The organism is Streptomyces cylindrosporus (assembly GCF_022698165.1).
Classification (GTDB): domain Bacteria; phylum Actinomycetota; class Actinomycetes; order Streptomycetales; family Streptomycetaceae; genus Streptomyces; species Streptomyces cylindrosporus.
The window spans coordinates 261,738-284,934 of sequence record NZ_JALDAY010000015.1; the positions used below are offsets into that span (position 1 = coordinate 261,738).

A 23,197-nucleotide genomic window follows, 5' to 3' on the forward strand; every position below is an offset into this window, starting at 1 on the left:
ATGGCCACACCCTCACCCCACCCGGCCGCCCTTGCCTCATCCGAGCTTCCCGCCCCAACTCCGGCTCCACCGGCCATGCCGTCCGGCCCCGTGTGCGCGGCGTGCGGGGAGCCCGCCGTCGTGCACTGGCAGCGCCGCCCGACCGACGACGAGCTCGCCGAGCTGGTCGCGGCCGAGCAGTCCCGCCGCGACGAACGCCTGCTCCTGGCCGACCCGCAGCTCCCGGCCCCGCAGTTCGGGCCGCTCCCGACCGCCGGCGACACGACCCGCATCGTGCACGCGTGCGCCGAGCACGCCATCGGCCTCGAGGCCGCAGCGCTCATCCACCAGGCGACGTGCACAGCGCCAGCTGCGGGGCCGCGAGACAAGCTCCGGGTGGACGCTGACGAGGTACCTGTCTGCGACTGCACACCCGAACACCGTGCTGAGCCTGCGGAGTTGCTGCCCCAGGTGCAGGCGCCGAGCCGACTGCCGGCGCACTGGGTGTCCGGCGGCGTGTGATGACCAACCGCACCGGCAACCTCGCCGCGCCGACCGATGAGCGCCGCTGCACGGCCCACAAGAAGGGCCCGAACGGGGAGAAGGGGGAGCGCTGCCAGGCCTGGGCCCTCAAGGGCCAGACCGTGTGCCGCGTCCACGGCGGCAAGGCCCCGCAGAACCTGGCCGCCGCCCGGCGCCGACAGACCGAGGAGCGGGCCCTCGAGCTCGTCGAGACCTACGGCCGGCCGGTCGACACGACGCCCAGCGACGCGCTGCTCGACGAGGTCAAGTGGACCGCCGGGCACGTCGCATGGCTGCGCCAGCGCGTCCAGGAAATCGAAGCCCAGGACGCCGAAGCCGGGCGCACTGACCCTGACGCCGACGAAGACGAGGAGCAGACCTCTGGCCCTGGCAGCGAGCGTCCTCATCCACTCGTGTGGGGCGTCACCCGGCGGAAGACCGGCGGTGACGACTGGGGGCGCACCGAGGAGGCCGCCCCGAACATCTGGCTGCGCCTCTACCAGCAGGAGCGCGCGCACCTGGTGAAGGTGTGCGAGGCCGCGATCCGCGCCGGGATCGAAGAGCGCAAGGTCCGTGTCGCCGAGCAGCAGGGCGCGCTGGTCGCCCAGGTCATCCGGGCCATCCTGGCCGACCTGCGGCTGACCAAGGAACAGCAGGCCCGCGTCCCCGAGGTAGTGCCCCGGCACCTGCGCGCGCTCGCCTCCTAGCGCCGGGAGGAGGCGGCTGCCCATGGCCGCCACACCCGACTGGGCCGAATACGCCGCCCGCTCCTTCGAACCCCGCCCGGACGCCGACCGCTGGCCCACCCCCGGCGCGCTCGCCAAGGTCGTCGAACCGGCGAGCATGCAGACCCCCGCCCTCGACCTCGTCGACGAGGCCGTGGTCTGGGCGTACAGCACGCCGCACGCCCGCCTGATCATTTCGATGCCCCCGCAGGAGGGGAAGTCCCAGCGGGTCACCAAGACCGGGTCTCTGTGGGCCTTGCACCGCAACCGCGACCTGCGGATCGGGATCGTCTCCTACAACAAGCCGCTCGCCGAGAGCTTCGGCCGCGACGTCCGCAACTGGATCACCACCTACAACGGCGACGACGGCACCACCGACCTCGGCCTGCGGATCGCCCGCGACAACGGCGCCGCCTCCCGCTGGCAGCTCGCCGGCCACGCCGGCGGCATCATCTGCGTCGGCCTCAAGGGCTCCCTGACCGGCCGTCCCCTCGACGCGCTCGTCATCGACGACCCCTTCGCCGACAAGGAACAGGCCGACTCCGCCTACTACCGCGACCGAGTCTGGGGCTGGTGGCAGACCGTCGGCTCCACCCGACTCGCCCCCGGCGCCCCCGTCATCGTCATCCTGACCCGCTGGCACGAGGACGACATCGCCGGCCGCCTTAAGGCCGCAGAGGACGGACACCGCTGGCGGACCATCAACATCCCCGCCCTCGCCGACCACGACCCCGAGAAGGGCCAGAGCGACCCCCTCGGCCGTGAGCCCGGCGAGTGGCTGCAGTCCGCTCGCGGCCGTACGGACGAAGAGTGGGAAGCGATCCGGATCCAGGCCGGCACCCGCGGCTTCAACGCCCTCTACCAGGGCCGTCCGTCCCCGGACACCGGCAACGTCTGGCAGCGCCCCTGGTGGCGCCGCTACACCACGCCGCTGTGGTCGCAGCACCCCACCATCCCGGACGGCTACACCGTCGCCGAGTTCGACCAGATGATCATGTCCTGGGACATGGCCTTCAAGGACACGAAGTCGAGCGACTACGTGGTCGGGCAGGTCTGGGCGCGCCGAGGCGCGAACGTCTACCTGCTGGACCAGATCCGCAAGCGGCTCACGTTCACCGAGACCCTGACCGCCTTCCAGGCCATGGTCAAACGGTGGCCCCAGGCCACGGCCAAGCTGGTCGAGGACAAGGCCAACGGCACCGCGGTCATCAACACGCTCAAGTCGAAGATCCCGGGGATTGTCGAGATCACTCCGACCGAGAGCAAGTACGCGCGCGCCAACGCGGTCGCCCCGGTCGTCCAGGCCGGCAACGTCTTCCTCCCCGAGGGGGAGATCGCTCTGTTCGACCCCGAAGAACTCATCGGCGAGGCCGCCGACTTCCCGAGCGGCGCCCACGACGACCAGGTCGACGCCACCAGCCAGGCCCTGGCCCACATGCTCCTCGACGGCACCGGCGCCCAGGCATGGATCGAGTACGTCAAGCGCCTCGCCAAAGCCCGCGTCCAGGGAGCCCAGGCCGACGACCAGCCGCCGGCTGCCGAGGCCACCGAGGGCATGGAGCCCGGTGCCGCGCCGGAGGGCGAGCGCGACGCCCCCGCCCCACCGACCACCCCAGCTGCTGACGTGCCGGAAGACCCGGTGGCGGCCCGCCAGCGAGCCCGTGACGCCGCGTTCCGGCAGCACCAGCGCAGATAGGAGGCACAGCAGCAGATGGGCCTCCGCTCCCGCTTCACTCAGCTGGCCAAGGTGTTCGGCAACCGTGAACCCGCTGACATGCAGGCCGGCGAGGCCGCCGCCGGCATGACCCCCAGCAAGCCGTTCTCGCCCGGCGCGCCGATCGGCCCCTACGACGGGTTCTCCCGCCACCCCCGAACCCACGACTTCGTCACCGGCTACAACATCAGCGCCCGCCCGCGCAGCCACAGCGCGGTCGCGTTCGACACCCTCCGCGGAATGATCGACGCCTACGACGTCGCCCAGATGTGCATCTGGCACCGCATCGACTCGATCCGCGCCCTGGACTGGGCGCTCGTCCCCAAGCAGGGCTTCAAGGGCGACGCCTCCGAGGCGATCGCCCTCGGCATGCAGGTGCTGCACAAGCCGGACCGCCAGAATCTCTTCCCGACCTGGCTGGCCAAGTGGCTCTACGACGTCCTCGCCTACGACGCCGGCGCCCTCTCCCGCGTGAAGAACCGCCGGGGCGACGTGATCGGCCTCAAGGTCGTGGACGGCACCACCATCGCCCCGCTGCTGGACTACTGGGGCGACAGCCCGGAGCCGCCCGCCGAGGCGTATGTGCAGTACGTCAACGGGCTGCCGTGGAACTGGCTCACCCGCAACGACCTCGTGTACGCCCCGTTCCGGCCGCGCTCGAACTCCCCGTACGGGTACGCGCCCCTCGAGAGCATCCTGTTGAACGCCAACACGGACCTGCGGTTCCAGACGTACTTCCTGCAGCGGTTCACCGAGGGCAACATCCCCCAGGCGATCGGCTCGTCGCCCGAGAACTGGACTCCCGACCAGGTCCAGCAGTTCCAGGGCTGGTGGGACCAGTTCATGATGGGCGACCAGTCCATCAAGTCGCAGATCCGGTGGATCCCCGGCGGCAGCAAGATCGAATGGTCCAACGAGAAGGACTTCGACGACACCTTCTCCCTGTTCCTCATGCGCAAGACCTGCGCCGCCTACCACGTCGTCCCCGCCGACCTGGGCTTCACGGAGACCGTCAACCGGTCGTCCGGGGAGACCCAGGCGGACGTCCAGCACCGCGTCGGCGACCTGCCGCTCGTCACCCACCTGCAAGGCGTGCTCACCGCGTTCCTGCAGCACGACCTCCACCTCCCGCTCGACTTCCGCTTCGACACCGGGCAGGAGAAGGAGGACCGGCTCACCCTCGCGCAGGCCTGGCAGATCTACATCGACGCCGGCATGGCCTCCGCGGACGAAGGCCGCAAGGAACTCCTCGGCCTCCCCGTCGACCCCCGCCGGCCGGTGCCGCGCTTCCACAACACCCCGCGGCTCGGCCCGGTGCCTCTGCTGGCCATCGAGGGCATCGCAGGAAAGATCGACCCGCTCACGTACGGGCCGGCCGAGGACCAGCTGCCGCTGCCCCAGCCGTTCGTACCCGCCCCCGGGGTCATCTCCGACGCGGGCACCAGCGACGCCAAGGCCGCGAACACCGCGGAGGACGGCTACCAGACCCTCGTCCGGGAGGCCTCCCAGCACCAGGCTGTCGACGCGGCAGCGGAAGCGGCGCAGATGTCCAAGGACGGCGCCGCAACGGCCGGGATCACCGCGCAGACCGGGCTCGTCGGCTACGACCTCCTCGACCACGACGAGCACCAGGAGGAGAGCGAGGAACCCGGGCAGGAAGCGGAGTTGGCCAAGCAGGAGCTGGCCGCATTCCGCCGATTCCGCCAGGCACGGCGCCGCAGCAAGGTGTGGCGGGACTTCGAGTTCCGGCACGTCGACCGCGTCCGCGCGCACCGCCTCAACGACGCCGGCCGGCTCGCCGTCCGCAAGGACACCGGGCAGATCGCCGCCGCGGGCCTCGCCGTACGGGCCGCGGACACCGGCCGCGTCCTCATGCTCCAGCGCGCCCTCGCGCCAGACGACCCGGCTGGCGGGGCGTGGGAGTTCCCCGGCGGCGGCATCGAAGAGGGCGAGAAACCCCTGGCGGCCGCCGTGCGGGAGTGGGGAGAGGAGACCGGCCTGATCCTGCCGTACGCCCCGGAGGCCGCGGCCGCGCACGCCTTCGATAACGGGCCGATGTGGACGCACGGCATCTACCAGGGCTTCGTCTACACCATCGACGCCGAGGACATGCTCGACCTCGGCTACCGCGACGCGGTCACCAACCCTGACGACCCCGACGGCGACCAGGTCGAGAGCATCGCCTGGTGGGACCCCGCCCAGCTCGCCGGCAACCCCGCCGTACGACGGGAGCTGCAGGACTCCCTGGGGACGGTGCTGCCGCTGCTCGCCGTCTGCCCTTGCTGCGACGGGGGAGGGGAGCACAGCAACGGATCCGAGTGCCTGCACTGCGACGCCTCCGGCACCAGCATCGGGGCGAGCGGGCCCATGCCGTGCGAAGGAGCCCTCGAGGGGACCGCGGACGTCACCGTGACCCCGGACGGCGTCTACACCTCGACGTGCCCGTGCGGCACTCCGGCCGTGTACGACGACCTCGACGGCTGGCAGCACGCCGACGGCTCGATCGGCCACGACGAGGACCTCGAGTCCGTCGCCGACAAGATGCGCGCCATCGCCAAGGCGGCCGGCGGCCGCCCAAAAGGCGGAGGCGCTGAGGGCGAGAACATGGCGGCACGGTGGCCCGGCTGGAAGGTGGACCTGAAGGCCATCGCCTACTGGACACCGCGTCTGGCACGAGCCCTCAGCGCCGCGGTGGACAGCCACCAGCTCGCCGAAGGCTGGCTGTCCGTCGCCGTCCAACCCTCCGCGTCGACGAAGCGGGAGCGGATCCGGCTCCTCGGCGCCCAGGCCCGCGCCTGGCTCGCCGCGCACGACCCCGGCCTCGCCGCAGCCCTCGAGTCGACGCTGCACGGCGTCTACACCGACGGCTACCTCATCGGCACCGTCGCCGCCCGCGTCGCCATCGCCGAGGCCGGCGTCAGCGTCGCCGGAGCGTCGAGCCTGACCACCGGCTTCGGCGAGTGGACGCCCGGCGACACCAAGGCCGCCCAGCTCCTCCTCGGACGGACCGGCGACGGCGCAGGCCTTCGCCAGTTGCTGGACGACAGCGGCATCACCATCCGCTCCATCGCCGACACCCGCCTCAACGCCCTCGGCCGGATCCTGGCCCGGGCCGCCGAGCGCGGGGACGCCCCGACCACGATCGCCGCGGCGATCGAGGACCTCCTCAGCAACCCCTCGCGCGCCGAGATGATCGCCACCACCGAGCTGTGCCGCGCGGTCTCCAAGGCCAGCCTCGGCACGTACCTCGCGAACGGCATCGAGGCCGTGGAGTGGGTCAGTGCCGGCGACGGCCGCGTCTGCAACATCTGCGCCACCAACGAGGAAGCCGGACCGCGGCGCCCCGGCAACCTCTTCCCCAACGGCCGCTCCAGTCCACCAGGCCACCCATGGTGTCGGTGTGCTCTTACCCCCGTGACAGGCGCTGGCTGAAATGCCAAGACAAGCCGCAGTGGCTCGTGCCGCTGTTACGCAGGCGCAGGGGAGGTGTCAGACGCGGCGTGCTTGAGCGCGGCGTTTCTTCCATTCTCGGGTGCTGATCCGATTGCATTCGGCGCAGCGGCGCGTGAGGTAACCCTCTTTGTTTCGCCTCCACTGAGTATTCCCGGAGAACGGATGCCCCTTGGGGCAATGGGTCACCTCTTCGCGGTAGCGGGCGTAGTACTCGATTGTCTTCTCCGGCGCCTGGCTCCTACGAATGTTGGCGGTACGGCTGACTGCTTCGAGGTGGGCAGGATTGCAGCACTTGCGGTGCGGGTCGCCGTACCCAGGCGTCGGACACTCCTTGGTGTGGCACGTATGGTCGATCTCCAGCCCGGCTGGGATAGTGCCGTTGGTCAGCTGGTACGCGAAGCGGTGGGCCTTTTGGAGACGCGGCCTGCCGCCGTTCACGAAGAAGGTGCCGTAGCCGCTCGGATGCACACTTCCAATCCACGGCCAACACGTTTCCCGTCCCCCGCTGGTGTCGACGCACTTCCAGAACCGCTGCTCAAGGCTTTCAGGCTGTGCGGCTTCGAACGCCTCGCTCTTCCTGTGCCGCTGGTAATGCTTACTGCAAAGACCTCGGGCCACAGCCTTGTTGGAGCACGAGGAATCGGTGCAGTTCGGTTTCTCCGTCTTCGGCCTACCCATGAAATACACCTTATCGACGGGGCGGTGAAAAAGTGCCGGAACCGCAAAGATATGTTTTGGGCATCGCCTACCAGGCTGGCCCCGACCCGCGGATCCGCCGCGGCGCTGACGGCGGCCGCGACTACTTCACCGCCGAAGAGCTCGAGCGGGCGGCCTGGGGCTTCCTGCAGAAGGGCGCCCAGGTCGGCCTCTTCCACGGCCCCGACGCCACGGTCGGCGCCGCGACCGTCGTCGAGTCGTACATCTGGCGCGGCAAGGACTGGGACCTCGGCGACGGGACCGTCGTCCGCAAAGGCGACTGGCTGATCGGCGCGATCCTCGACGAACGCGCCTGGCAGCTCTACAAGTCCGGCCGGATCACCGGCTTCTCGCCGCAGGGACAGGCGCGGCGCATCACCCGACGGAGCACCGAATGACCCCTGCAGAGGAGGACGAGTTCACCGAGCTCGTCGACGCCGACATCCCGCGAGTGGACCTCGTCGACAAGGCCGCGAACGGCACCAGCTTCTTGATCGCAAAGAGCGCCGTCGGTGCCCCGGGGCTTCTCGAACCCGACCTGGTGCGCGACCTCATCGGCGCGCCCGAACCGGCCCCTGCGGGCCCGGAGACGGTGACGATGACGGGCAGCGTGGCCGCGATCGCCAAGGTGATCTACGCGGCAGCCGTACGCTCCCGCGAAGCACCCGCCCCAGCCAACGAGCCGGCCGGCGAGCAGGTCGCCAAGGCCAAGTACGACGCCGACGACCTGCGCCGCATGGCCGCCAACGGGCAGGCCATGGACGACGAGTCCTACCCCATCGCCGACCGCGAGGACCTCGAGCACGCGGTCCGCGCCGTCGGCCGCGGGGGCGCCGGCCACGACTCGATCCGCCGGCACATCATCGCCCGCGCCAAGGCCCTCGGCGCCTCAGCCGAGATCCCCGACAACTGGAACGCCGACGGAAGCCTGAAGGTGGCCAAAATGGCTGTCACTGCCGAACTGGACGAGGGAACGGACCGCCTGGACCCGACCGTGCCCCTCGCCGCACCCACCGAGGACGCGCCGGGTAATCCGGCCGAGCCGGGCTCCCCGGCCTGGGAGGCCATCGACGCGGCCACCGCCCAGAAGTGGACCAGCATTCTCGCCCGGGCGAAGACCGCGATCGACCTGCTCGCCGAGCGCGAGATGCTCGAGGCCGCCGCGGCCGACCCCGGCGACGCCGAGCAGGCGATGGACCTGCAGGACGCCTGCTGCGCCATCGACTACGCCATCAGCGTGCTCGCCCCGTTCGCGGTCGCCGAGCAGGCCGAAGCCGACTGCGCCGCCGACTCCATGGCCGCAGTCGGCAAGGCGCTGGCCGGGTTCGACACCGGCCCGCTCGACACGATCGAGGCCCTCGCCTCCATCACCAAGGCCGGCCGCGTGCTGTCCGCGAGCAACGAGGCCGCCATCCGCGGCGCCGTGGAGCAGCTGCAGAAGGTCCTCACCAGCCTCCCGCAGGCCCCGACCACCGACGAGGAGGGCGGCCGGCCGGTCGCCAAGACCGCCAACGAGGAGCCCGACATGCCCCAGCCCACCCCCAGCGCAGACGTCACCGAGGCCTCCGGCCAGGAACCGGCCATGGGCGCCGCCGAGCCCGCCCCGCAGCCGCCCGCCGGCGTCCCTGTGAGCGTCGAGGCGGGCCTGGCCAAGGGACTTGAGCCCCCGGCAGCCGCGCCAGTGGTGAAGGCGGACGGCGAGAAGGAGATGGTCGCCGTCTACGACGCCAAGGGCAAGCTCGTCGGCATCGTCGACCCGGAGAAGATCACCCGCATCGCCGGCGCCGACACCGACGACGACGGCGGCAAGGACGACGCCCCGGCCGACGACTCCGGCGACGCCGCGGACGCGGCCGCACAGACCCCCGACCTCGAGCCCGCCCCGCCGGCAGAGGTCGGCACCCCGGCCGACGCCGTCCCCGACGACGACGTCGCCAAGCAGACCACCACCCCGGATGCCGACAACAGCAGCGCCGCGGACGTGGCCAAGAAGCTCGACGACTACAGCGCCACCCAGGAGCAGGTCCTGTCCGAGCAGGCGGGGAAGATCGCCAAGCAGGAGAAGGACCTGACGGAGCTGGCGGAAGCCGTCGAGGTACTCAAGGGCCAGATCCGGGTGCTGGAGGAGCAGCCCGCTGTTCCGGGCGTGTTCACCAACGGAGCCGTCCCGCCGGCGCACCAGATGCGCGGCCAGGACCGAGGCGCCCAGCCCGTCGACGTCGCCAAGGCCCAGGAGCTGAAGAAGCAGCTGTACCGCGGGCCCGACGCGGGCGAGCAGAACGCCATCCACGGCCAGCTGAACGAGATGGCCATCGACGCGCTCCACGCGATTCACCAGGGCGGCGCCCGCCAGTAAGCGCCCCGCCCCGCACCACCCCGCAGCCACACCCCCGAGCAGCCACCGGCGCCGGGGGTTTTCTCATGCCCAGGAGGCATCCGTGAGCGCAACGCTCGAAAACGTCACCGAGGAGACGCTGGCCGCCATCGCCAAGGCGCAGACCACCGGCATCCTCCAGTCCACCGGCATCTACAGCTACGACCTGTCCCCGCTGGTCCAGCTGATCCCCGTCGTCACCCCGTTCCGCGACATGGTGCCCCGGGTCTCGTCCCCGGACGGCAACCCGTTCGCGGTCTGGCGCTCCATCATGGACGCGACCAACTCGCAGCCGGACCCGTCCATGGGTATCGACTACGCCGCGAACGAGGTCATCTTCAAGGAGCAGGACTTCCAGGCGAAGTACATGCCCACCGGCCTCGCCGGTCTGGCCACGCAGGACGCCTTCGACTTCGCCAAGGGCTACGGCGACCCCTACGCCGTCGCCACCTTCCAGACCCTCAACCAGGTCCTGATCGGCGACGACCGCAAGCTGATCGGCGCGCAGTCGTTCGCGCTCGCGCGGCCGGCGGCCCCGACGCTGACGCAGTCCTCGACGGGCGGCACCATCGGCGCCGTCACCGCGTACGTGGGCGTCGCCGCCCGCACCGGCTCCGGCTACTACTACGGCAGCGGCAACAGCCGCGGCAACAGCGCGTCGACGACGTTCGGTTCGGGCTCCACCAACAAGATCACCGCCACCGTCGCCTCCGTGAGGGGGGCCGTCGCGTACGACTGGTTCTACTCGGCCGACGGCACGACCTGGTACTACTACACCACCACGACCACCAACACGGTCACCATCACCAAGACCATCGCCGCGAACCAGGCGCTCCCGGCGAGCACCGTCACGCCGGACATGTCCAGCGTCGTCCCGACCATCAACACGGCGGCCGACAACGGGTCGGCGAACGCGAAGGACTACGACGGCTTCCTCGCCTCCCTCGCCGGCGACTACACCTCCGCCGGGCAGTGGGCCCAGCCCGGCACCGCCACGGCGAACCCGTCGATCAACAGCAGCCTCGACGGCGCCGCGCTCACCCTGGCCGGCGGCAGTATCGCCGAGATCGAGAACCTGCTGTTCCTGCCGCTGTGGCAGCAGGTCAAGTGCTCCCCGACCGCGCTCATGATGAACGCGGTCCAGGCTCAGGAGATCGCCAACCTGGTCCTCGGCTCCAGCGCCGCGACGACGTTCCTGAACACCGACGCTTCGGGCCGTCTCAGCACGACCGCGGGCGGCCGCGTCGGCGAGATCGTCAACGCCCCGGCCGGCGGCGTGACCGTCCCGATCGAGGTCCACGTCTCCCTGCCCCCGGGCACCATCGTGGCGCGCACCGACCGGGTCCCGTTCCCGCAGGCGAACATCAGCTCCGTGCTGGAGTACCGCAACCTGCGCGACACCGCGCAGTTCGACTACGGCATCAGCCGCGTCGCGAACACCGCGGGTGGCGGCCCGCGCCGGGAGTTCGAAATCCGCAGCATCGGCGCCTTCGTCAACCGGGCCCCGGTCGCCATGGGCGTCCTGCAGAACGTCGCCTGACCTCCGGCGTAGGGCGCAGGCCCCGGCGCCTGCGCCCTACGCACCTCCCACCCTCACCGATCCAACCTCCCTGGAGTGCAGGCATGCGCCTCTACACACTCACGGGCGCCACCGCGCTCGACGCCGAGGAAGGCCACTTCGAAGCCGACGAGCAGGGCGGCTTCGACTTCCCCGACGAACTGTCCGACCAGCTCCACGCCTTCCACGTCGGCGGGAAGCCCCAGTGGGAGACCGACGTCGAGCGCCAGCAGCGCCTCCTCGCGGAAGAGCTGGAGCGCCGCAAGGACCCGGCGACCCTGCTCGCGGCCGTCGAGAAGCTCGTCAGCGCCGCCGAAGCCACCCCGGCCCCCGAAGAGCCACCGGCCGCCCCGGCACCGGCGAAGAAGGCCACCCGGCGCTCGGCGGCCAAGACGACGTCCGACTAGCCCCGCTGCTGGGAGGTGACCACGCGTGGCCATCAACCCCTACGTCACGGCGCCGGAGTTCGAAGCCCACCCCACCTACCTGGACCTGGGCGACCTGCGCTCCGGCATCGCCGACCCCGACGCACAGACCGCCGAGCTCGAGAACGTCCTGCTCATGGCGTCCAGTTGGGCCGACGGGGAGTGCAACCAGCCACTCGCCGCCCACCAGCTGACCCTGGCGACCCGGGGACGCTGCGACGCCCAAGGCGTCCTCCACGTCTACCCCACGGACCGGCCCGTCCGATCGGTGTCGAAGGTCGCCTTCGGCGAGACGGTCGGCGCCCAGACCACGCTCACCTCCCCGGCGTACCGGGTCGAACAGAACCAGACGATCCTGATCTCCATCGGGGCCGGCGCCGCGCGCCCCGGCGCGTGGCTGTACGTCGACCTCACCTACATCGCGGGCTGGGTGACCACGACCCTGACCGCCGGCGCGACAGCAGGGTCGACGTCGCTGACGGTGGCCGATCCGACCGGGATCCTGCCCGGGCACAGGTACCGCCTGTGGGAACCCGGCGTCGAGGAAGTCGTGACCGTCTCGGAGGCATACGCGCCCGCGGCGGTGACGGTCCCGCCGACGGCGACCGCGATCCCGCTCGCCGCCCCCACCACGTCCGACCACACGCCCGGCGGCGGCTGGTCGGGCATGCCCAGCGACATGCGGCTCGCGGTCGTCAACTACGGCGTCTCGCAGCTGATGCGGCCGGACACCGCGGCCGAGGACTCCTACCCGGACACCCCCCTCGCCTCCGGCACACGGCAGAAAGACCCCCGCCGCGACGGCTCCGGCCTCGTCGCCGAAGCCGTGCGCCTCCTCCACCCGTTCGCGAGGCGCATGTGAGCATCGAGACAGCCCTGGACGGGATCTGCAAGTACTTCGGCGGCCCCTACGATCCGCGGACCCGCACCTACCGGTCCTCACCGCTCTCCCAGTACGGCGTCGGTGTCGTGCGCCGCGCGTGGGCCAAGCGCGACGACCACCGCGACTACTTCTGGGGCCAGCCGTCCGGCGCGCGTACGGGCGTCCAGATCGTCGTCTTCATCCCGCACCACCACGAGTTCCGCATCGCGCTCGGCGGCGAGCACGGCGGCATGAAGCAGATCAACTACGACGTGCAGCTGCTCTGCTACGTCCGCTCCACCACGCCGTACGCCGAGGATGCCCAGGACGACGTCTACGCCCTGCGCCGGGCTCTCGTCGAGCACATGCGTCTCGACCGCACCCTCGGCGGCGCGGTGTTCCAGGCCGGCGAGCACGTCGACGGCGGCATGGACGGCATCGACTTCAAGTACGGTCAGCCGGAGACCAAGGCCGAGCTCACCAAGTCGTTCCTCCAACTCGACTTCGGAGCCATCGAGTTCGTCAACGCCTGACCCGCCGAGCCTCCTCTTCCACCCCCTTTCCGTTCCCTCTGCCTGCGGAGTTCGCATGCCCCCCGCCAAGACCCCCAGGAAGCCGCAGCCGGAGACACCCCCCGCCGCGGCCCAAGACACCACACCGGCCGAGCCCGCCGACACCGAGGAGACGCCCCCCGCCGCGGCCCCGGAGCCGACACCCGACGAGGCCGTCGACCCCGAGCAGCCGACCGGGCTCCTCGACCCCGGCGTGTACGAGTACACGCACGTCAGCGACTGCGTGTACCCACACGTTCCGCTCACCGCCCGCGCCGCACGCCCCGAACGCCCGGCCACCGACGACGACCCGGGCGCCCCGGCCGTCGCCGCGACCGTCTTCGACTGGGCCTTCGGCGCCCCGGACGACGGCCGCTGGACCCCCACCCGCAAGAAGCCCAACCAGGCCGCCGACAACGAGCCGGCCCCGTCCAGCGAGGAGTGACCGGTGCCGACCCCCACCACCTACGCACCCGCCAAGCAATTCGTGGGCATCGCACCGGAGACCTCGCAGGGCACCCCGGTCGCGATGACGACGACGATCCTCGTCGACGAGGCGAAGCCAAAGGACAACCCGACCTGGCTCGACGACAAGAGCTGGCGCGGGAGCATGGCCACCGACGCCTTCGCGAAGATCCAAGGCGTCAAGATGGCCGAGTTCGAGCTCGGCGGCCCCGCCTACGGCGACGGCCTCGGGTTCTTCCTCCGCAACATCCTCGGCGACCTCGCCTACACCGGCACGTCCACCGGCAGCGGCGGCACCACCCTCTCCGCCAGCGCCGCCGCGGGCGCCGCGTCCATCTCGACGGTGGCGACCATCCCGAACGGCACGATCATCCAGATCGGCACCGGGGCGACCGCCGAAGTCTTCACGACCGGCACGCCCACGGGATCGGGCCCGTACACGATCCCGCTAACCACCCCCTCCGGCGGTCTGGCGTTCGCACACGCCTCCGCCCAGCCGGTACAGCCCGTCACCGGCCCCTACACCCAGGCCCACTCCCTGCTCAACTCGGGCACCGGGCAGCCGCCTTCGCACACGATCACCCACTTCCTCGGCCCGACCGCGACGTCCGGCGCCCGCCAGTACCCCGGCGCGTGCCTGTCCGAGCTGGGCCTGAAGTGGAACGCGGAGTCCGAACTCCTCACCTGGTCCGGGAAGGCCACCACGTGGCCGTCCGTGGCCCTCGGATCGGCCCCGGTCGCAGCCCCGTCGACGGTGCTGCCGGTCGCCTCCTGGCGCATGCAGGTCGGCATCGGCGGCCCCGCCGCCGGCGGCACCCTCGTCGCGACCATCACGGACGGCGAGCTCACGATCAAGCGCGAGCTGTCGCCGTACTTCACGGCGAACGGCGTCCAGACGCCGTACATCATCCAGCGCGGCGGCCTGTCGGTGGAGGGCAAGCTCAACTTCGTCGCGGCCGACGAGAGCCCACTGCTCTACATGCTCAACAACAGCCAGCCGCAGCTGCAGATCCTCCTCGACAACGGCCTCTCCGGCACCAACAAGATCACCTTCCAGGTCGACTGCCAGATCGCCGCTTTCACCGAGAGCGAGCCCGACGGCAGCAAGTCCGCGGTCGAGTACGGCAACAGCTGGACCGCCGTCCTGAACACGACCAACGCCGGCGGATCGGGCGGCTACAGCCCGGTCAAGGTGTCCGTCACCAACAACGTTCCCGCCGGCACCTACTGACCGCCGGCCTCAACCCTCAACACCCTCGGAGCACACCCATGTCCACCACCGAACGCTTCACGCTGCCCTCCGGCGCCTGGATCCAGTTCCGCGACTCCAATACCCTGCGCCGCGGCGACAAGAAGAAGGCGCTCAAGGCCGTGCCGGTCGACGAGACCGGCACCATGTCCCTGGCGACCCCCAAGGAGATGGACGACGGCCTCCTCCAGGTCCTCGTCATGGACTGGTCCTACCCCTTCCCCATCCCCGCAGAGTCGCCCGGCTCCCTCGAGCTGATCCCGTGGGAGGACGACGACGCCCTGACGGAGAAGCTCGGCCCCATCCGCGACCGGCTGTTCGCGAGCAAGCCCGACCCGGTCAAGGACGCCACGGACCCGGCGTCCCCTACCGAGCCCTCCGCCGTCTGAGGGCCCGGCTGGAGGGACACGACGTCCCAGCCGGGCACCCCATCACGCCGATCGACGAGGCGTACGACTACCTCTGGTACGCCGAGCGCTACCACTGGACCCCCGAACAGGTCGATCAGCTTCCGGCGTGGTTGGACACCTGGCTCCCGCTCATGGCGCTCGAGGTCGACAACGCCCGCGAGCGCGCCCACGAGAAGGCCATGAAAGAGGCCGAGAGGGGGTGACCATGTGGGGCGCGGGTTCGAGGTCGAGGGCGTAGCCGGGCTGAACATGGCTCTCGAGAAGCTGCTCGCGGGTTTCAACCTCGCGACCCGTACGGCGACCGCGCATGCCGCGCATCTCCTCGAGGCGGAGATCAAGACCACGCTGGCGACGTCCAGCCACCCCCGCGGCACCCCCACACCCTCACGCCCGGGGGAGCCGCCTTCGCTGGTGACCGGCACGCTGCGCCGCTCGATCAGCGTGAAGGGCCCGCATCCGCTCGGCCTCGGCCGCTGGGAGGCCCAGATCGGGCCCACCGCGATCTACGGGCGGATCCAGGAGCTCGGCGGCGTCACCGGCCGCGGCCACTCCACGACCCTGCCGGCCCGCCCGTTCGTACAGCCCTCGTACACGAAGCTCGTCTCCACGGGCGCCCTCGCCCGCGTCTACCACGAGGCGTGGCGCTCGGCCATCGCCCGCTGACCTAGCGACAACGCCTCCCTGCGCCCCCTTCGGCGCCCAACCCGCGCGAAGGGGGTGGGCGCCGTGTCCGAGGGTGCCCTGCTGCCGCCCGTCCTGGTCCGCCTCATCGGCGACATGACCCAGCTGCGCGGCACGTTCCGCCAGGCACGCGCCGAAGCCAGCGGTCTCGAGGGCAGCTTCAAGCGGTCCGGCGCCACCATCGCGGCCGGCATGGCGAAGGCCGGCCGGTCCGTGTCGCTCATCGGGGTCGGTGTGGCAGCCGCCTCGACGAAGATGGCCGCGGACTTCGAGTCCGAGACCATGGTCCTGCACACCGCGGCCGGGGAAAGCCTCAAGGGCCTCCAGACGGTCCGGCAGGGCATCAAGGACATCGCGACCGGCACCGGCACCGACTGGCGCAACCTGACCGACGGCATGTACCAGGTCGAAAAGGCCGGGTACCAGGGTGCCGAGGGGATCACGGTCCTGCGGGCGGCCGCCCAGGGCGCCCGAGAGGAGAACGCTCAACTCTCCACGGTCACCAACGCCATGACCTCGGTCATGGCGTCGTACCACCTGCACGCCAGCGACTCCGTGCGCGTCATGAACGCGCTTAAAACAGCGGCCGGCCAGGGCAAGATGACCATGGAGGAATTCTCCGGGTCGCTCTCCACGGTCCTCCCGATCGCCAGCGCGAACAAGATCAGCCTCGAGCAGGTGACCGGCGCGCTCGCCACCCTCACCCAGCACGGCACGAGCGCTCGTGAGGGTACTCAGGAGCTCGCGTCGACGATCCGCTCGCTGGCCTCACCGAACAACGTCGCGGTACAGACCATGCAGCGCTTTGGCCTGTCCGCCACCGACGTTCAGACCAAGCTGGGCCAGCGCGGCCTGACCGGAACACTGGACCTACTCTCGAAGACCGTCCTGTCGCGGATGGGGCATTCCGGCACGATCCTGCTGAACACGTTCAACACGTCGAAGCAGGCCGCCAAGGACGCGGACATCATGATCCGCAGCATGCCCAAGTCCATCCAGGGCCTGGCCCGTTCGTACGACAGCGGGAAGCTCAGCCTGGCGGACTGGCGGAAGGAACTGAAGGGACTCCCGCCGGAGCAGGCCAATCTCTTGTCGCAGTACGCGACGCTGCAGAACAAGAGCAAGGGCTTCAATGACGCCCTCAAGCGCGGTGGGCCAGCCGCGACCACGTACACCGACGCGATCCGGAAGATGACCGGCGGCGCGATCGGCCTCAACACCACGCTCCAGCTCACGGGCGAGAGTAGCGACGACTTCAAGGAACGCGTACGGAAAGTCGGGGAGAGCTTCCACAACGGCAGCAAGGACGTTGAGGGCTGGAAGGAGACATCGAAGCTCCTCAACGTCCAGCTCGCCCAGACGAAGCAGAAGGCCGAAGTCCTCGCGATCGAGATCGGCAGCAAGCTCATCCCGGTAGTCTCCGCCGTGATCAGCTTCTTCGCCGAGCACAAGACCGCAGCAACCGCCCTGGCTGCGGTCATCGGCGGCGTCCTCGCCCTCTCCGTGGTCGCGTACGCGGCCAAGCTCACCATGAGCGCGGCCAAAGGCGCGGTCGCGTTCGGGAAGATGGGCGTCTCCGCTGTCCAAATGGGGGGCCGCGTCGTCCAGGGCTTCCGATCGGCCCAGGTCGCCGAATCGGCGTTCTCTGGGCGTGCTGGCTCCTTCGGCGGGGCCATGCGTAAGGGCTTCGACGCCGTCGTGTCGGGCGCCAGAACCGCGGGCAGTGCGACCGTCGGGATGGGGAAGCGCGTAGCGCAGGGATTCCGGGATGCCCGAGTCGCCGAATCGGCGTTCTCTGGGCGCGCTGGCTCCTTCGGCGGGGCCATGCGTAAGAGCTTTGACGCCGTCGTGTCCGGTGCGAAGACTGCCGGCGGCGCCGTGAAGAGCTTCGCGCTCAGCATCGGCCGGGTGTCGGCGACCGCGGGCAAGGCGGCCTGGTCTGGCCTGATCTCCGGCATCAAGAGCGTCGGTCTGGCGATGAAGACGGCGAGCCTCGCCGCCCTGGACTTCGCGAAGAAGATGGCGATCTCGGCGCTGTCCGCCTTGCGTACGGCGGCGTCGTACGTCGCGCAGAAGGTCGCTCTGGTCGCGTCGACCATCGCGACGAAAGCGGCCGCGGCGGCGCAGTTCCTGCTGGACGCCGCGATGGACGCCAACCCGATCACGCTGATCATCTTGGCGATCATCGCGCTCGTGGGCGTACTCGTCCTCGCCTACAACAAGATCGGCTGGTTCAGGGCGTTCGTCGACGGCGCATTCAAGGCCATCGGCGCGATCATCGGCTGGTGCGTCGACTTCGTGAAGGCGCACTGGCCGCTCCTCCTGGCGATTCTCACCGGCCCGATCGGCATCGCGGTCGCGTTCATCGTCAAGTACTGGAAGCAGATCAGCAGCGGCTTCGTCGAGGCCTACCACGCCACCGTGGGCGCCGGAAAGACCTTGATCGGCTGGATCGCCGGCCTGCCTGGCAAGGCGAAGGCCGCCATCGTCGGGCTCACCGTCGCCATTCTGTCCGTCGCGATCAAAGCCTGGGCCGACTTCCGCACCGCCACGATCCAGAAGGCCCTGGCAGCCGTCGCCTGGGTGAAAGGCCTGCCAGGGCGGGTCAGGTCGGCGCTCGGGAACCTGGGCAGTCTGCTGCTGGGCGCCGGTAAGGCTCTGATCGGCGGTTTCATCGCCGGGATCAAGAACATGGCCGGGTCGGCGTACAGCGCCGCGAAGGGCGTGGTCTCGAAGATCGCCGGCCTGTTCCCGCACTCACCCGCGAAGGAAGGCCCCTTCTCGGGACGCGGCTGGACGCTGCACTCGGGCCGGGCCCTGATGGACGGCCTGGCGGACGGCATCCGAGCAGGCGCGCCGCGCGCCCACGCCACGATGCGTGGCGCCGCGAAAGCGACTGCGGACGCCTTCGCGCGCACCCTCGGCATCGCCAGCCCGTCGAAGGTGTTCCGGCAGCTCGGCGTCTACATCAACACGGGCCTCGTCGACGGCCTCACCGGCTCCATGGCCAAGGTCAAGGCCGCGACCCGGCGTATCGAGTCGCTGTTGATGCAGACGTACAGCAAGGTCGCCGACCTCAAGGGCACCCGGGGCGTCTCCAACTCGTGGGTGAAGTCCCACGAGAAGACGATCAAGAAGCTGGAGGCGTACGCGAAGAAGGAGGACAAGGTCCTCCGCGGCCTGGCGGCGAAGCGCGACTCGGTCGCCGCCAAGCTGAAGACCGCTCAGAAGAAGCTGAAAGACCTCCAGAAGGCCTGGTCGGACGAGGTCAAGAACGTCAGCCAGGGCATCATGCAGGGCTTCTCCATCGTCACCGAGGCCCCGCAAGAGGGCTTCGCATTGACCGCGCAAGACGTGGTCAACAAGATGCGCGACCAGCAGCAGAAGGCCGTCCAGTTCGCGGCCCAGCTGCAGGCCCTGAAGAAGAAGGGCCTCAGCGCGGATCTGATCGCGCAGATCGCCGCCGCCGGTGTGGACCAGGGCGGCGCGACCGCCACGGCTCTGGCCGGAGCGACGAAGGACCAGATCAAGCAGATCAACGCGGCGAACACGGCCACGAAGAACGCGGCCACCAGCGCCGGCAAGTCGGTGGCCGACGCGATGTACGGGTCCGGGATCAAGGCCGCCCAAGGGCTGGTCAAGGGCCTGCAGTCGCAGGAAAAGGCGATCGAGAAGCAGATGCTCAAGATCGCGAAGAAGATGGCCACCACCATCAAGAACGCCCTCAAGATCAAGAGCCCGAGCCAGGTCTTCGCCCAGATCGGCCAGTGGATCCCCAGAGGCCTCGCCGCCGGTATCACCCGCCACGCCCACCACGCCACGACCGCCGTCCACCGCCTCGCCGGATCCGTCGCAGGCGCCGGCTCGTTCGCCGGAACAGGGCTGGCCGTTGCCGGAGCCGGCGGCACAGTGATCCACCAGCACTTCCACTTCAACATCGAGGGCAACGCGGTCACCGTGGACCGCCTCGCGAAGGACGTCGAGACCGCGTTCCTTCGCCGCGGCATGCGCAACCCGTCGACCTACCCCGCCTACAAGCGCTGACCTACCCAGAGTTCGAGGGCGCCGCCGGGCGCCAGATCGGCGGTGCCCGGTGGCGAAACTGTCTGCCCTGTCCGACGCGTTCACCGCCTCGTCCATCAACTCGGCGCTGTGGAACAGCGTCACCGGCGGCGCGGCGACGCTGGACACAGACAACGACCTCGTGGTCCTGGCCGTGCCCACCACGAACGGGGCGACTAACACCTTCGGCACGACCACCACGTTCGACGCGACCTCCGGTGCTCTCTACGCCCAGATCGGAGTCCCCGCGAACGGCGCCGGAGGCACGAAGGTCGCCTACAAGCTCCTGGTCGACGCCAACAACTCCGTCGCGATCCGCGTCGAATCGGGCGTTTTCAAGACGACCCTGCAGACCGCCGGGTCAACGGTGACGACCACCCTGCCCACCTACGACCCCCACGCCCACCGCTGGTGGAGACTGAAGGAGACCGGCGGCTCGTGGTCGGCGGACACCTCCCCGGACGGCCTGAACTGGACCACCCAGTGGACGAGCGCTTACACCTGGTCCCCGACGGCCATGTCCTTCGTGTTCCAGACCGGCGCCTCCGTCACCGAGGTGGCGGGCAGCGTCGCAACGATCGAGAACGTCAACACCCCGAATGGCGGGAAGTTCAATCCGAACTGGCCACTGACCGAAGACAGTTGGGCGCCGTACTGGAACGCCAACGCGGGCACTCAGCCGCTGGACCGGTACGTCGAGGTGTCGGACCGCACCCGCTCCGGGATCTCGATCAGCCGAGGACGGCAGTACGAACTCGACCAGGTTCGCTCCGGTGAGGCCAGCCTGACCCTGGCCAACCCGGACGCAGCCCTCGACCCGACCAATGCCAGCGGCCCCTGGTACGGACACGTCCAGCCGTACCAGCCGTACCGGAAGCGCGCCCAGTGGCCAGCGACCCGGAATCTGTTGGACCAGGCCATGGCGACGGCCGGTGACCTCGGAGGCCTGAGCGGCACCATCAGCGTGGTCACCAGCGACATCTTCTCGACCACGGACACCAGCGGGGGCACCTTCGTCGCGTCGGCGACCGCGTGGATGGGCGGGACCGTCATCCAGATGTCTGTGCCGTCCGGGTCGACGACCGGGAGCCGGCCCTGCCACACACCGCGCTGGTCCCCGATCCCGGGCCAGACGTACACGATGACGATCCGCGTCCGCAACGTCACCGCGTCCACATCGCTGGGCGTCCAGCCGTTCATCGGCTGGTACACCGCAGGCAGCGGCGGTACGCCCACCTCGTACAGCTACGGCACCGGGACCACACTGACCGGGTCGACAACGGCGGCCTGGACGTACCTCGTCGTCACCGGGACAGCGCCGGCCAACGCGGCCGGCATGGACGTCGGCGTCGCCCTCACGGCGAACGCCGCTGCCACGTGCAGCCTCCAAGTCGACGGATGGCAGCTGGAGAAGGGCACGGTCGCCTCGTCCTGGACGTGCCCGGGCGTCTGGTACCCGATGTACGCGGGCTGGACGGAGCGGTGGACGCCTTCGTGGGACATGGACGGCACGTACAGCCTCGTCTCCCCGAACGTGGTGGACACCTTCAGCCTGCTCTCGCAGCAGCAGTTGGACGACCCGCTCACGCAGGAGATCAACAGCCACGCTCCGCGGTTCGTCTACCGGCTGGACGACCCGGCAGGATCGACCGCGGCTACTGACTGGACGGGTAACAATCCGCCCGCGCAGCTGGGCATCAGCAAGTACGGCGCCGGTTCGTGGGTGTGGGGCTCGTCCATCACCTCCACGGACTCCGGTGGCACGTACACGGGCAGCTCCGGTGCGGTGGCGACGCTGAACAACCCGAACCCCGGGCAGCCGACCACTTCGGCCTCGACGTTCCTGAAGCTGGCCAGCGCCGGAATCAAGGGGCCCGCTGACCCGACGGTCTGGGTCAGGATGATTGCTTTCCGGTACACGGGGCCGACGCCGACCAACGCGGCGTACCTGTGGTCCAGCATGGATGGGCAGCGTGCGAACGGCAGCCAGTCGGGGTCGTTTATCCACGTGCTCCTCAGCACGGACGGCAAGCCGTACGTTCAGATCGCCGGCCCCACGGGGGGTGGCGGGAGCTATCAAGCCGGTGGCGCCACGAACTGCGTTGATGGCGACTGGCATCTGCTGATTTTCGGATACAACCAGTCGACCCAGCAGGTCATGGTCTCGCAAGACGGCGCGACGGCCGCCTTCTACGGCAGCGTCCCCACCAGCTACACGCCCACCGGGATCGTCTCGGACTGCATCGGCGCCTACGTCGACGCCACCGTGGGCAATGGAGTGATCGACAACTTCAAGGGCGACATCAGTTTCGTCTGCGAATTCGGTTCCTTCTTCGGGTCCACGCCTATCCTGGACCTGTACAACGCGTGGAAGAGCGCCTGCTCCGGAGAGTCGAGCAACGCCCGCTACTCGCGGATCCTCCGCTACGCCGGGTACAGCGGCTGGACCTCGATCCAGACCGGCCTGACCACCAGCATGGGCCCCGCCGCGTTCGACGGCCAGGACGCGATGTCGGCGCTCCAGGCGGTCGTGGACACGGAGAACGGCGCCCATTTCGTATCCCGGGACGGGACGATCACCTTCAAGGCCCGCTCGGCCCGCTACAACGCGACGACGCCGCTGTTCGTGTTCGGGGAGAAGACGGAGCTCGGCGAGTGGCCGTACGAGAACTGCGAGCTGGACTACGACAGCACCCACTTGTCGAACCAGATCACGGTCACGCAGGAGGGCACGTCCCAGAACTTCTACGCCACCGACGCGACTTCCGTCACGAACTTCTTCCCGCGGACGATGTCGCGCAGCATCAACGCCAGCGACGCCAACGAGTGCTCCGACGCCGCCTACTACCTCCTGAGCAGGTACAAGCAGCCCGCACAGCGTGTCGGTTCGCTGCGGTTGCATCCGAGCGCGAACCCGGCGATGTGGCCGGTCTGCCTGCAACTGGAGCTCGGCATGCGGGTCCGGGTGATGCGGCGGGCGCAGAACGTCCCAGCGACGACCGTTGACTGTTTCATCGAGAACATCCAGTGGGACATCGACGACACCGGCGAGGCGTTCGTCACCCTCCAGTGCTCGCCGGCCGACCTCACGCCGTACGCCGTCTTCTCGTCCTGGCACACGACCCTGGCGTCCAGCATCGCCTCCGGGGTCACGAGTATCACGGTCAACGCGAGCGCGGACAACACCAACCCGCTCGCCGCGCAGCTCGCGGCGGGGGACCTGATCGTGCTGGGCCAGAACTCCGCCAACCAGGAGACGGTGACCGTGTCGGCGGTGGGGGCCACGTCGCCCGGCTGGACGACCGCCACGATCACTCTGACCGCCGCGACCACGAAGGCCCACACGGCGGGGGACACGGTGTGTGAGCCGCTGCCGACCGGGGTGACCGACCCGACCACCTACGACGCCGTCAGCAAGTTCGACAGCGTCGCCTTCGCCTACTGATTCCCCGGGCCCGCGCGGGCCCCACG

The 23,197-nt window shown here is 69.9% G+C and carries 17 protein-coding genes; 16 read left to right on the forward strand and 1 reads right to left on the reverse strand.

Features of this window, described 5'->3' with window-relative positions:
* Genes MQP27_RS41900 through MQP27_RS41915 form a run of 4 tightly spaced genes read left to right on the forward strand, consistent with a single transcriptional unit; the run spans position 1 to position 6,372 of the window.
* A complete protein-coding gene (locus MQP27_RS41900; RefSeq protein ID WP_242775490.1) occupies positions 1 to 501 on the forward strand; it encodes a hypothetical protein in 501 nt (166 codons plus the stop codon).
* Positions 501 to 1,208 (forward strand): hypothetical protein, encoded by a 708-nt coding sequence (locus MQP27_RS41905; protein ID WP_242775491.1) that lies wholly within the window; start codon positions 501 to 503, stop codon positions 1,206 to 1,208. Before MQP27_RS41900 ends, MQP27_RS41905 begins: the two co-directional genes overlap by 1 nt.
* A gap of 22 nt (positions 1,209 to 1,230) precedes the next feature.
* On the forward strand, positions 1,231 to 2,922 hold the full coding sequence (gene terL / locus MQP27_RS41910) for a phage terminase large subunit (protein WP_242775492.1): 1,692 nt from the start codon (positions 1,231 to 1,233) through the stop codon (positions 2,920 to 2,922).
* 15 nt (positions 2,923 to 2,937) lie between these two features.
* Positions 2,938 to 6,372 (forward strand): phage portal protein, encoded by a 3,435-nt coding sequence (locus MQP27_RS41915; RefSeq protein WP_242775493.1) that lies wholly within the window; start codon positions 2,938 to 2,940, stop codon positions 6,370 to 6,372.
* Positions 6,373 to 6,429: 57 nt separating this feature from the next.
* Here the strand turns inward: MQP27_RS41915 and MQP27_RS41920 are convergent, their stop codons facing one another.
* Positions 6,430 to 7,071: an HNH endonuclease signature motif containing protein gene (locus MQP27_RS41920; RefSeq protein WP_242775494.1), complete on the reverse strand. Its 642-nt coding sequence runs from the start codon at positions 7,069 to 7,071 to the stop codon at positions 6,430 to 6,432.
* 32 nt (positions 7,072 to 7,103) lie between these two features.
* On the opposite strand from MQP27_RS41920, the gene MQP27_RS41925 reads away from it, so the two are divergent.
* The 12 genes from MQP27_RS41925 to MQP27_RS41980 all read left to right on the forward strand — a co-directional run bounded on the left by MQP27_RS41925 (position 7,104) and on the right by MQP27_RS41980 (position 23,171).
* Positions 7,104 to 7,487: an XkdF-like putative serine protease domain-containing protein gene (locus tag MQP27_RS41925; protein ID WP_308290083.1), complete on the forward strand. Its 384-nt coding sequence runs from the start codon at positions 7,104 to 7,106 to the stop codon at positions 7,485 to 7,487.
* A complete protein-coding gene (locus MQP27_RS41930) occupies positions 7,484 to 9,445 on the forward strand; it encodes a hypothetical protein (protein ID WP_242775497.1) in 1,962 nt (653 codons plus the stop codon). The genes MQP27_RS41925 and MQP27_RS41930 overlap by 4 nt, the downstream gene beginning before the upstream one ends.
* Positions 9,446 to 9,527: 82 nt before the next feature.
* Positions 9,528 to 11,003, forward strand: a complete 1,476-nt coding sequence (locus MQP27_RS41935) for a hypothetical protein (protein WP_242775498.1) — start codon at positions 9,528 to 9,530, stop codon at positions 11,001 to 11,003.
* Positions 11,004 to 11,086: 83 nt separating this feature from the next.
* Complete coding sequence (locus MQP27_RS41940; protein WP_242775499.1) at positions 11,087 to 11,428, forward strand: hypothetical protein; 342 nt, start codon at positions 11,087 to 11,089, stop codon at positions 11,426 to 11,428.
* Between the two features lie 25 nt (positions 11,429 to 11,453).
* Positions 11,454 to 12,308: a hypothetical protein gene (locus MQP27_RS41945; protein WP_242775500.1), complete on the forward strand. Its 855-nt coding sequence runs from the start codon at positions 11,454 to 11,456 to the stop codon at positions 12,306 to 12,308.
* Positions 12,305 to 12,841, forward strand: coding sequence for a hypothetical protein (locus tag MQP27_RS41950; RefSeq protein WP_242775501.1), 537 nt, complete (start codon positions 12,305 to 12,307; stop codon positions 12,839 to 12,841). The genes MQP27_RS41945 and MQP27_RS41950 overlap by 4 nt, the downstream gene beginning before the upstream one ends.
* 55 nt (positions 12,842 to 12,896) lie before the next feature.
* Positions 12,897 to 13,304: a hypothetical protein gene (locus MQP27_RS41955; RefSeq protein ID WP_242775502.1), complete on the forward strand. Its 408-nt coding sequence runs from the start codon at positions 12,897 to 12,899 to the stop codon at positions 13,302 to 13,304.
* Between the two features lie 3 nt (positions 13,305 to 13,307).
* Entirely contained in the window at positions 13,308 to 14,555 is a 1,248-nt protein-coding gene (locus tag MQP27_RS41960) for a phage tail tube protein (protein WP_242775503.1), read from the forward strand.
* 38 nt (positions 14,556 to 14,593) lie between these two features.
* Positions 14,594 to 14,962 (forward strand): hypothetical protein, encoded by a 369-nt coding sequence (locus MQP27_RS41965; RefSeq protein WP_242775504.1) that lies wholly within the window; start codon positions 14,594 to 14,596, stop codon positions 14,960 to 14,962.
* Positions 14,963 to 15,232: 270 nt separating this feature from the next.
* On the forward strand, positions 15,233 to 15,646 hold the full coding sequence (locus MQP27_RS41970) for a phage virion morphogenesis protein (RefSeq protein ID WP_242775505.1): 414 nt from the start codon (positions 15,233 to 15,235) through the stop codon (positions 15,644 to 15,646).
* Positions 15,647 to 15,709: 63 nt separating this feature from the next.
* A complete protein-coding gene (locus MQP27_RS41975) occupies positions 15,710 to 19,708 on the forward strand; it encodes a phage tail tape measure protein (RefSeq protein ID WP_242775506.1) in 3,999 nt (1,332 codons plus the stop codon).
* A 49-nt stretch (positions 19,709 to 19,757) separates the two neighbouring features.
* Positions 19,758 to 23,171, forward strand: a complete 3,414-nt coding sequence (locus tag MQP27_RS41980) for a hypothetical protein (RefSeq protein WP_242775507.1) — start codon at positions 19,758 to 19,760, stop codon at positions 23,169 to 23,171.
* Positions 23,172 to 23,197: the final 26 nt, after the last annotated feature.